The 11,425-nt window shown below is 73.4% G+C and carries 7 protein-coding genes; 6 read left to right on the top strand and 1 reads right to left on the bottom strand.

Going from position 1 to position 11,425, the window contains the following annotated elements; all coding sequences use genetic code 11:
- The 6 genes from E1283_RS37430 to E1283_RS22080 all read left to right on the top strand — a co-directional run.
- The coding region (locus E1283_RS37430) for a hypothetical protein (RefSeq protein ID WP_207930484.1) at positions 1–211 on the top strand (211 nt) is incomplete at its 5' end.
- Between the two features lie 2 nt (positions 212–213).
- Positions 214–3,372: an alpha-mannosidase gene (locus tag E1283_RS22100; RefSeq protein ID WP_132819862.1), complete on the top strand. Its 3,159-nt coding sequence runs from the start codon at positions 214–216 to the stop codon at positions 3,370–3,372.
- Between the two features lie 132 nt (positions 3,373–3,504).
- Positions 3,505–7,437: a discoidin domain-containing protein gene (locus tag E1283_RS22095; RefSeq protein ID WP_132819861.1), complete on the top strand. Its 3,933-nt coding sequence runs from the start codon at positions 3,505–3,507 to the stop codon at positions 7,435–7,437.
- Positions 7,438–7,489: 52 nt separating this feature from the next.
- The gene (locus E1283_RS22090) at positions 7,490–8,476 is read left to right on the top strand and encodes an ABC transporter permease (RefSeq protein ID WP_132819860.1); all 987 of its coding nucleotides are present in this window, start codon (positions 7,490–7,492) and stop codon (positions 8,474–8,476) included.
- Complete coding sequence (locus tag E1283_RS22085) at positions 8,473–9,396, top strand: carbohydrate ABC transporter permease (RefSeq protein WP_132819859.1); 924 nt, start codon at positions 8,473–8,475, stop codon at positions 9,394–9,396. The genes E1283_RS22090 and E1283_RS22085 overlap by 4 nt, the downstream gene beginning before the upstream one ends.
- Before the next feature lie 7 nt (positions 9,397–9,403).
- On the top strand, positions 9,404–11,044 hold the full coding sequence (locus tag E1283_RS22080; protein ID WP_243745007.1) for a substrate-binding domain-containing protein: 1,641 nt from the start codon (positions 9,404–9,406) through the stop codon (positions 11,042–11,044).
- Between the two features lie 9 nt (positions 11,045–11,053).
- On the opposite strand, the gene E1283_RS22075 is transcribed toward E1283_RS22080, so the two are convergent.
- Positions 11,054–11,425, bottom strand: a 372-nt coding sequence (locus E1283_RS22075) for an IclR family transcriptional regulator domain-containing protein (RefSeq protein ID WP_279571285.1), incomplete at its 5' end; no start/stop codon positions are given.

Raw genomic sequence — 11,425 nt, 5'->3', positions numbered from 1 at the left:
GCCCCACGCCACCCTGCACGCCGCCGCCGTCCACCTCGGCGGCTCCCCGCTCACGCGGGCCCGGCTGCCCGCGCTGGTCGCCCCGACCGGACCCGCGCCCGGATCGGCCATCGAGGTCCGCCTCGACTGGCCCGACGGCGCCCGCGACACCGTCCGGCTGCCCGCCCCCGACGCCGACCATCCGACACCCCACGCAACGGAGAACCGCTGACCGTGCACGACAACCGTCACCTCGTCGAAGAACGCGTCACCCGCTTCCTCGCCACCCGCCTCCGCCCGGCGCTCCACGGCCCGGCCGTGCCGTTCACCCTCGGCGCCTGGCACGTCCCCGGCGAACCCGTGCCGGTCGCCGAGGCCCTGGCCGCCGACTACCGGCCCTTCGCCGTCGGCACCCCCTGGGGCGCGCCCTGGTCCACCACCTGGCTGCACGCCACCGCCACCATCCCCGCCGAGTGGGCGGGGCGCCGCGTGGAGGCCGTCTTCGACCTCGGCTTCGGACACGTCAGGGGGTTCGAGGGCCATGGCGACCTCGGCCCGGGCGGGCAGGCCGAGGGCTTCGTCCACGACGCCACCGGAGCGCCCATCCAGGGCCTCCACCCGCGCAGCCGCAGCGTCCTCCTCAACGCCTCCGCCGCCGGCGGCGAGCCCGTCGAGCTGTACGTCGAGCTGGCCGGCAACCCGCCGATCTCCGGCAGCATGGGCGTCGGCACCCACTTCGGCGACCGGGCCACCGCCGGCACCGAGCCCCTCTACACCCTCAACACCGTCGACCTGGCCGTCCGTCAGGACGACGTCTGGCATCTGCTGCACGACGTCCAGGTGCTCGACGAGCTGATGCGGCAGCTCCCGCTCGGCAGCCCGCGCCGCCACGAGATCCTGTACGCCCTGGAGCGTGCGATGGACGCCGTCGACGCCCGCGACGTGCCGGGCACCGCCGGGCGCGGCCGCGCCGAACTCGCCGGCGTGCTCGCCCGCCCCGCCCACGCCTCCGCGCACACCGTCTCCGCCGTCGGCCACGCCCACATCGACTCCGCCTGGCTGTGGCCGATCCGCGAGACCGTCCGCAAGTGCGCCCGCACCTTCACCAACATGACCACGCTCGCCCAGGAGTACCCCGAGCTGGTCTTCGCCTGCTCCTCCGCCCAGCAGTACGCCTGGATCAAGGAGCGCCGCCCGGAGATCTTCGAACGGATCAAGCGGGCCGTCGCCGACGGCAGTTGGGCGCCGGTGGGCGGCATGTGGGTCGAGGCGGACGGCAACCTGCCAGGCGGCGAGGCCCTGGCCCGCCAGTTCGTGTACGGCCGCCGCTTCTTCGCCGAGGAACTGGGCGTCGAGACCGACGGCGTGTGGCTGCCCGACTCGTTCGGCTACACCGCCGCCTACCCCCAGCTGGCCGCCCAGGCCGGGGCCCGCTGGTTCCTCACCCAGAAGCTGTCGTGGAACGAGACCAACCGGCTCCCGCACCACACCTTCGCCTGGGAGGGCATCGACGGCACCCGGATCTTCACCCACTTCCCGCCCATCGACTCCTACAACGCCGAGCTGACCGGCCGCGAACTCGCCCACGCCGAGTCGAACTTCGCCGACAAGGGCGTGTCCACCACCTCCCTGGCGCCCTTCGGCTACGGCGACGGCGGCGGCGGCCCCACCCGGGAGATGCTGGAGCGGGCCCGCCGGCTCGCCGACCTGGAGGGCTCGCCGCGCGTCGTCATCCGCCACCCCGCGGAGTTCTTCGAGACCGCGCGCGCCGAGTACGCCGACGCCGGCACCGAACTCCCCGTGTGGCGCGGCGAGCTGTACCTGGAGACCCACCGCGGCACCTACACCAGCCAGGCCCGCACCAAGCGCGGCAACCGGCGCAACGAGGCGCTGTTGCGCGAGGCGGAGCTGTGGTCGGCCACCGCCGCCACCCAGGTCGGCGCCGACTACCCCCACGAGCGCCTCGAACGGCTGTGGCAGCGGGTGCTGCTCCTCCAGTTCCACGACATCCTGCCCGGCTCCTCCATCGCCTGGGTCCACCAACAGGCCGAGGAGACGCACGCGGAGGTGACCGCCGAGCTGGAGGAGATCATCGGCGCCGCCCTCGACGCGCTCGCCGCGCCCGCCACGGGCACCCCGGGTCTCACCGTGTTCAACGCCGGCCCGCACGCCCGCGCCGGCGTCGCCGTGCTGCCCGCCGGCACCCCGGCCGTCGACGGCGCGCAGCGGCTGTCCGACGACCGGCTCGCCGTCCCGGTGGAAGCCGCCGCGCTCGGCGTCGGAGCCGGGCCGGGCGCGCCGGACCCGGAGCCCGTCGGGCTGGAGACCACGGCCGACGGCCTGGTCCTCGACAACGGCGTGGTGCGGGTCGTCGTCGACGCCCGGGGCCTCGTCACCTCTGTCCGCGACCTCGCCACCGGCCGCGAGACCATCGCCCCCGGCGCGGCGGGCAACCTGCTCCAGATCCACCCGGACGATCCGAACAAGTGGAGCGCCTGGAACATCGACCACAGCTACACCAACACCGTCACGGACCTGACCGAGGTCACCTCCGTGACCGCGACCGACACGGGACCGCTCGTCGCCGCCGTCCGCGTCGAGCGCGCCTTCGGCGCCTCGCACCTCGTACAGCACCTCGAACTGACCGCCGGCAGCCGCAGGTTGACCGTCCGCACCGACATCGACTGGCAGGAGCGTGACACCGTCCTGAAGGCCGCCTGGCCGCTGGACATCCACGCCGAGCACGAGAGCGCCGAGATCCAGTTCGGCCACGTCCGCCGTCCCACCCACCGCAACACCAGCTGGGAGGCCGCCCGCTTCGAGCTGTGGCACCACCGCTGGGTGCACGTCGGCGAACACGGCTTCGGCGCCGCCCTGTCGAACGACTCCACCTACGGCCACGACGTCACCCGCGCCACCCGCGAGTCCGACGGCGGCACCACCACCGTGCTGCGGCTCACCCTGCTGCGCTCCCCGCACAGCCCCGACGAACAGGCCGACCGGGGCCGGCACCGGTTCGCCTACGCGCTGGAGGCCGGCGCCGACCTCGGCGCGGCGGTCGCCGGCGGCTACGAGCTCAACCTGCCGCCGCGCTCCCGCCCGGTGACCGCCGACGTGCCGGCCCTGGTCGCGCTCGACGACCCCCAGGTCGTCGTCGAGGCCGTCAAGCTCGCCGACGACCGCTCGGGAGACGTGATCGTCCGCCTCTACGAGTCGCTCGGCGGGGCCGCCACCGCGAACCTCACCACCTCCTTCCCGCTGGCCGCCGCCCACCGCTGCGACCTGTTGGAGAACCCCACCGAATCCGCACTCCCGCACCCCGGGGCGACATCCGTCCCGCTGCGGTTGCGGCCCTTCGAGATCCGCACGATCCGCCTGACCCCCCGGTCCTGACCGGTGGCGAACAGTCCCGATCGCCCACCCCGCCGCTCTCCCCAGGAGACCCACGTGCCTGCAACGCCGCACGCACCACGCGAGGAACACCCCCGAGCCCAGAGACCGACCCCCCCACGCTGGCCCGCCGTCATGACGGCGCTCCTCGTCCTGACCGCCGCCGCGCCCCCGGCGCTGGCGGCCCAGGCGCGGCCGGCCGCCACCGCCGACGCCACCACCACCGTCCCGGCAGCCGCCCCGGCGGCCGCCGAGACCGTCGGCGAGCTGATGTACCCCGAGGGCCTGGGCGCCGACCTGGGCCCCGAGCCGACCACCCTCGGCCTGGCCGCCGCGGCCGGACCCGACCCCGCCGGCCTCGCCACCGGCGAACTCGACGGCCGGACCTACTGGGCCACCGACGCCGCCGCCGGGGCGGAACACCTGGCGTTCACCCCGGACGCCGAGTGGCGGGCCGCCGCCGACGCCCCGCTCACCGCGACCCTCACCTACCGCGACGCCGGCACCGGCTCCCTCGTCGCCCGGCTCGGCGCCGAAGGCGCCGCCCACCGAATACCGCTCACCGGCAGCGACACCTGGCGCACCGCCGCCGTCGAACTCGCGCCCGGCACCGAGCCGGGAGCCGACCTGCTGCTCACCGGCGAACAGGGCGACGCCGCCCGCGACATCACCGTCGCCGCCGTGCGCGTCGCCGACACCGGCGCCGAGTCCGTGCTCGGCACCGCCGTCACCGCTCGTCAACTCACCATGCGCGCCGGCGACTCCGACGACGGGCTGGTCACCGGCGAGCACGCGGGCCGCGGCTACTGGGGCACCGACCGCGCCGCGGGCACCGGCTTCCTCTACGGCAACGTCACCGACACCCTCGCCCACGACACCCGCGACACCACCGTCCTGGTCACCGTCGACTACCTCGACGAGGCCGACGCGGGCGGCTTCCTCCTGCACTACGACTCGCCGGGCGACGCGCTGGCCGAGCGGTTCAGGCCCAGCCCCACCGTCCCCTTCACCGGCAGCGGCGAGTGGCGCAGCCACACCTTCGCCCTCACCGACGCCATCCTCACCAACCGCACCAACGGCGGCGACTTCCGGATCGCCACCCAGGGCGCGGGCGCCGAGATCAGGGTCGCCGCCGTCCGGGTCTCGCTCGCCGCCGACGCGCTCGACCCGACCACCGGGCTGCGCGCCCTGATCGACGACGCCGACCTGGCCCGGTACGCGGCCCGCGAGGGCGACCGCGACGGCCAGTACCCGGAGGGCGCCACCGACACCCTCGCCGCCGCGATCGACGCGGCCCGCGAGGTCGCCGACCAGGAGGGCGTCACCGAGGACGCGGCCCGCGCCGCCCTGGAGACCCTGCACACGGCACTCGCCGAGTTCCGCGCCTCGGCCGCGACCACCGACCTCGCCCGAGGCGCCGACACCACCGCCAGCAGCGGCGAGAACCCCGCCGCGGTGGTGGACGGCGACACCGCCACCGCCTGGACGTCGGGCGACGAGGGCGCGGGGGAGTGGCTGACCGTCGACCTCGGCCGCCGCCAGACCATCGACGACGTGCGCGTCTGGTTCGCCGGCAACTACTCGCAGGCGTTCGCCGTACAGGTCTCGAACGACGGCGACGACTTCACCACCGTCCGCGAGGGCGGCGGCACGTCGGCCAACCGCTACGCCCGCGTCGGCTTCGCCGAGACCCGCGCCCGGTACGTCCGCGTCGCCTTCGAGGGCTACGCGAACGGCGCCACCCGCCAGTCGGTCGGTGCGGTCGAGGTCCGCGACCAGCGCGAGGTCACCCCGAACCCCCGGCTGATCGAGCCGCGCGACCCCGACGAGGACTGGATCGTCGCCGACTTCGACGTCCGCCGCTACGGCGCCGACCCCAGCGGGCGGCGCGACTCCACCGACGCCATCCGACGGGCGCTGTACGACTGCTCGGACGCGGGCGGCGGCACCGTCTTCCTGCCCGAGGGCACCTACCGGGTCACCGACACCGTCGAGGTGTTCAGCTTCTGCACCCTGCGGGGCGTCGGCGCCGGCCCCGACCCCGAGGACGGCGACTACGGCACGGTCGTCACGGCCGACCTGGCCTCCGGCGACGAAGGTCCCGCGCTGTTCCGCGTCGGCGGCAGTGCCGGCGTCGTCGGCGTGACCACCTGGTACCCGGAGCAGAGCGCCGCCGACCCCGTGCCCTACAACCACACCTTCGAGATCCCGGGCCGCGCCTGGAGCGGCAACGAGAACTACATGATGAGCACCGTCGCCGACGTGACGATGCTCAACTCCTACCGGGGCATCGGCGTCAGCACCATGCGCAACGACCGCGGCGAGGGCGCCTCGTCGGGACAGGTCCACGAGTCCACCACGCTCCGCGACATCCGCGGCACCGTGCTGTACGCCGGGATCACCGCCTTCAACGGCGCGGACGTCGGCACCTGGCAGGACATCACCCTGTCCAACGCCTACTGGGCCGAGGCCCCGGACGCCTACGCGCCGCCCGACCGGGCCGCGCTCGACGCCTGGACCCGGGCCAACGGCACCGGATTCGTCCTCGGCGACCTGGAGTGGGACCAGTTCACCGACATCCGGATCTCCGACTACCGGATCGGCATCGACGTGGTACCGGGCCAACGGGCCGCGTTCTGCGGCGTCTTCGTCGACACCGAGGTCACCCGCACCGACGTCGCGCTGCGCGCCGACCTCGACAGCCGCTGGGGGCTCGGCATGGCGGACAGCGTGCTGTCCGGCTCCACCGCGTCCGTCCAGGTCGTCGGCACGGCCTATGTGAAGGTCACCGACACCGAACTGGAAGGCCCCACCGAGGGCACCGTGCACCGGCTCGCCGGCGAGGCCCCCGACCGCGAGCCGCCGGCCACCGGCGAGCCGCGCGCCGAACGCGGCGTGCTCTACCCGGCGAACGCGCCCCGCACCCCCGTCGGCACCCCGCCCCAGCGGGACGCCACCGCCGCGATCCAGCGCACCCTGGACCGGGCCGCGCGCGCCGGCGGCGGCATCGTGTACCTGCCCGCCGGCTGGTACCGCCTCGAAGGACACCTGCGGGTCCCCGAGGGCGTCGAACTGCGCGGCTCCTCCGCCGTCCCGCAGCGCGACCTGCTCGGATCCAGCGCCGGCAGCGTGCTGTTCGCGTACGAGGGGCGGGACACCGCGGAAGCCGACACCGCCACCGCGCTCATCACGCTGGACGGCGAGCGGGCGGGTGTGAAGGGCCTGCGGGTCTTCCACCCGGAGAACAACCCCGCCGACCCGGACGGCCTGGCGCCCTACCCCTACGTCGTGCGCGGCACCGCGCCCGGCACCTACGTCGTGAACGTCGGCCTGCCCAACGCCTGGAACGGCGTCGAGATGGCGGCGGGCGCCGACGGCTTCGTCGTCCAGAAGCTCGCCGGTGCCTTCCTCCACCGCGGCATCACCGTCGGCGCGAACGCCGGCGGCCGCGTCGAGGGCGTGCTCAGCAACGGCAACGCCACCGCCCGCGTCGGCTACGCGCTGCCCTGGTGGGGCGTGGAGAGCGCCATCTTCCCCGAGGTCATCGACACCTACACCCGCGCGCAGTCCGACCTGGTGACGGTCGAGGGCGCCACCGGCCTGCGGCTGCTCGACGTCTTCGGCTACGGCTACCGCAACGGCCTGGTCGTCGGCTCCGGCGAGGTGACCGCGTTCAACCTCGGCACCGACAACCTGCACCAGGACGGCCACACCGTCGCCGCCGGCCCCGACGCCGACGTCACGGTGGTCAACCTGATGCGCTACAACGGCGCCACCAGCACCGGCCCCGTCCGACTGGTCAACGTGCTGGCGCTGAACATGGTGAACCGCGCGGTGACCGCCACCGCGGCCCCCGAGGGCGCCGGCACCGTCACCCTGACCGGCAACGAGACCGAGCCCGGCCGGTACGAGGAGGGCAGCGGGATCACCGCCCGCGCCGAGGCCGCGCCCGGATACCGGTTCGACCACTGGACCGCGAACGGCGAGCCGATCGACGGCGGCGCCGCACTCCCCCTCACGGTCGACGGCGACCTGGAACTGGTCGCCCACTTCGTCGGATCGGCCTGAGCCGATCCCTCGCCTGCCGACATCCACCACGTCGCCGACGGAAGGGGCGCGCGTGAGCACACTCGATCGACGGTCTCCGCGGCCCCGGAGGCGGGGGAGGGCGGACCTGACCCTGTTCTGGTTCGTCCTCCCCGGCCTGGCCGCCCTGCTGCTCTTCCACTACGTCCCGCTCCTGGGAAACGTGATCGCCTTCCAGGACTACCAGCCGTTCATCGGCATCGCCGACAGCCGCTGGGTCTGGTTCGACAACTTCGACGTCATCGTCGAAGGCGACTCGGAGTTCCTGCGCGCCCTGGTCAACACCCTCCAACTCACCCTCATCCAGGTCCTCTTCGTCTTCCCCGCCCCCATCGCCCTGGCCCTGCTGCTCAACGGCCTGCTCAGCGAGCGGATCAGGCGCGTGGTGCAGAACATCCTCTACCTGCCGCACTTCCTGTCCTGGGTCGTGGTGGTCGCGATCTTCCAGCAGATGCTGGGCAACGCCGGCCTGCTCAACGTCTTCCTCCAGGCCCAGGACCTCGGCACCTGGAACATCATCGGCGACCCCGACCTGTTCAAGGCGCTGCTCACCTCCCAGGTGATCTGGAAGGACACCGGCTGGGGCACCATCCTCTTCCTCGCCGCCCTCTCCCGGGTCGACAACGAGCTCTACGAGGCCGCGGCCGTGGACGGCGCGAGCCGCTGGCGGCAGACCTGGCACGTGACCCTGCCCTCGCTGCGCGGCCTCGTCATCCTGCTGGCCATCCTGCGGCTCGGCGACGCGCTGAGCGTCGGCTTCGAGCAGATCATCCTCCAACAGACCGCCGTCGGCATCGAGAACTCCGACGTGCTCGACACCTACGTCTACAACAACGGCCTGATCGCCGGCCAGTGGGGGACCAGCGCCGCCGTCGGCCTGGTCAAGGGCATCGTCGGCGTCGCGCTCGTCCTCGGCGCCAACAAGCTCGCCCACCTGATGGGCGAGGACGGCATCTACCGCGGCGAGCGCCGGAACCGCGGCGCGCGGCGCGACGCGAAGCGAGGAGCGAACAACCGATGAGCAGCCTGACGAGGAGCCGCCCGCCTTCCAGCCACAGCGCCGTGCCCGGGCGCACCCCCGCCACGCCGCCCTGGCGCGTCCTGCGGGCGCTGATCCTGCTGGTCTGCTGCCTGCTGGTGGTCGTCCCCTTCCTGTCCGTCGTCTCCACCTCGCTCGCCGACGCCGAGCAGGTCACCTCCTCGGGCGGCTACGTGCTCTGGCCCGACCGCCCGTCCCTCGACGCCTACCGCGCGATACTCGCCGGCGGGGTCGTCTCGCGGGCGATGCTGGTCAGCGTCGGGATCACCGTCGTCGGCACCCTGCTCAGCCTGGCCACCACCGCCGCCCTCGCCTACGGCCTCAGCCGCCCCGGCTCCTTCGGCCACCGGCCGGTCCTGCTGCTGCTCGTGCTGTCGATGCTCTTCGTCCCCGGCCTCATCCCCAGCTACCTGCTGATCAAGGAACTCCACCTGATCAACAGCTACTGGTCGCTCATCCTCCCGATGCTGATCAACGCGTTCAACGTCATCGTGCTGCGCTCGTTCTTCATGTCCATACCCCGCGAACTCGTCGACGCGGCCAAGATCGACGGCGCCGGCGAACTCCAGACGCTGTGGCGGATCGTCATCCCGCTCTCCAGGGCCTCACTCGCCGTCATCGGCCTCTTCTACGCGGTCGCCTACTGGAACTCCTTCTTCAACGCGATGCTCTACATCAACGAGTCGGCCAAGTGGCCGGTCCAACTCGTGCTGCGCACCTACGTCGTGCAGAACGCCGCCATCGGCGCGGGCGAGGCGTCCGCCGCCGGCGCCGCGCTGCCGCCCTCCTACGCGCTCCAGGCGGCGATCCTCGTCCTCTCCATCATCCCGATCGCGCTCGTCTTCCCACTCATCCAACGGCACATGACCAAGGGCCTCATGGTCGGGGCCGTGAAGGGCTGAGACGCACATGACCACGACGCACATGACCGGGCCGGCCAACGGACCGTCCCGCCGGAGCCTGCTCCGCGGCGGCCTCGGCGTGGCCGCCGGCCTCGCCGTCGCCGGCTGCGGCGAGGGCCCCGACCTGCCGCCCGCCCGCCTCAACGCCGACGTCGAACTCCCCGAGTACCTCCCGTACCAGGGCGTCGAGGTGCCGTTCCCCGGCACCGCGGACGGCGTGCTCAACGGCTACCCGCACTACCCGGCCGAGCCCACCGTGGCGTTCCCCGACGGCCCGCCGGCGCGCGGCCCCGGCATCTCGATCATGACGCTGATCTTCAACCCGGTGCCGCCGCCCGTCGACCGCAACACCCACTGGCGCGCGCTCAACGAGAGCCTCGGCACCGACCTGTCCTTCGAGATCGTCCCCGTCGCCGACTACAACAACAAGCTCGCCGTGGTCGTCGCCGGCGGCGACCTGCCCGACGCGCTGGCGGTGCAGCCGCAGACCGCGCAACGGCCCGCCATGTTCCACGCCCTCTTCCAGGACCTGAGCGACCACCTCTCGGGCGGCGCCGTCCGCGACTACCCGTTCCTGGCCAACATCCCCACCCCGGCGTGGCGCACCACCGTCTACAACGGCGGCATCTACGGCCTGCCGATGCCGCGGGCCGCCGCGGGATCCGCGATGTACTACCGCGCCGACCTGGTGCGGGAACGGTCGCTGAACCCGCGGCCCGGCAGCTTCGCCGAGTTCGAGGAGCTGTGCCGGGGCCTGACCGACCCCGACCGGCACCGGTACGCCGTCGGCGACCCGCTCACCACCTTCTACTTCGTCATGGAGATGCTCGGCGCGCCCAACAAGTGGGGCGAGGAGAACGGCCGCTTCACGTACTTCCTGGAGTCCCCGGTGGTGGAGGAGGCGCTGGAGGCCATGCGGCGACTCGTCTCCGCGGGCGTCGTCCACCCGGACGGCTTCAACGTGCTCAACATGTTCAAGGACTGGTTCGGCAGCGGCCAGACCGCCATCAACTACGACGGCGTCGCCGGCTGGAACGACTACTACCGGGCCTACGCCGCGGGCGCCGAGGACTTCGCGCTCGACGCCATGGTGGCACCCGGCTTCGACGGCGGCCCGGGCACCCACTGGGCGGGCCAGCCCAGCTACGCGACCCTCGTCCTCAAAAAGGCCCCCAGCGACCGCATCGCCCAACTGCTGCGCGCCTTCAACGCGTTGGCCGCGCCGTTCGGCACCGACGCCTACCTCCAACGCAAGTACGGCGTGCGGGGCGTCGACCACGAACTCGACGGCACCGACCCGATCCTGACCGACACCGGCACCATCGAGACGACCCTGCCCACCCTGTTCGTCACCGACGCCCCGCCCGCGCTCTACCTGCCGGAGTGGCCGGACGTCGTACGGACCCAGCACGACTTCCAGCGCCGCGCCGTCGACGTCCTCGTCCGCAACCCCGCCGTGGGGCTCTACTCCGACACCGACACCACCGTCGGCGGCCAACTCGAACTGCGCCTGTTCGACGAGCTGCGGGCGATCATGCGGGGCCGCTCCGCCACCTCGACCTGGCGCGACACCGTCGCCGAGTGGCGCCGCGAGGCGGGCGACACCATCCGCGCCGAGTACGAGGAGTCCTGGGGCCACTTCAACTGACCCCCGCGGCTAGCGCGGCGTGGTCATGGCGTCGGTGACGGCGTGGCTGGTGCGGTGCATCCGGATCGCGATCAGCGGGATCCGCACGGACTGGAGACGCTCCGCCGGCGCGGCCACGGCGAGGGCGGCCACCGGGGCGCGGGCCGGGTTGCGGATCACCACGCCCACCGCGGCCACGTCGTCCGCGCTCTCCCGGTGGTTGGTGGCGTAGCCGGCGCGGGTCACCCCCGCCAGATGCCGTTCGATGTCCTCCAGGGTGCGCAGCGTCCGGTCGGTCAGCGTCTGCACGCCCCTGGGGTACAGGTCCCGCACCTGCCCCGGCGGCAGCGCCGCCAGGATCGCCTTGCCGGCCGCCGTGGCGTGCGCGGGCAGGACCATGCC

Origin of the sequence: Streptomyces hainanensis, from assembly GCF_004348415.1 — a bacterium.
Lineage (GTDB): Bacteria > Actinomycetota > Actinomycetes > Streptomycetales > Streptomycetaceae > Streptomyces > Streptomyces hainanensis.
Note: the sequence above shows the minus strand (reverse complement) of the source record. Positions and strands in the feature narration are given on the sequence as shown.

What these genes read in the sequence shown, in the direction of transcription:
- E1283_RS22095 (WP_132819861.1), top strand. Translation starts at nt 3,505, where the DNA reads ATGACGGCGCTCCTCGTCCTGACCGCCGCCGCGCCCCCGGCGCTGGCG.
- E1283_RS22085 (WP_132819859.1), top strand. Translation starts at nt 8,473, where the DNA reads ATGAGCAGCCTGACGAGGAGCCGCCCGCCTTCCAGCCACAGCGCCGTG.
- E1283_RS22080 (WP_243745007.1), top strand. Translation starts at nt 9,404, where the DNA reads ATGACCACGACGCACATGACCGGGCCGGCCAACGGACCGTCCCGCCGG.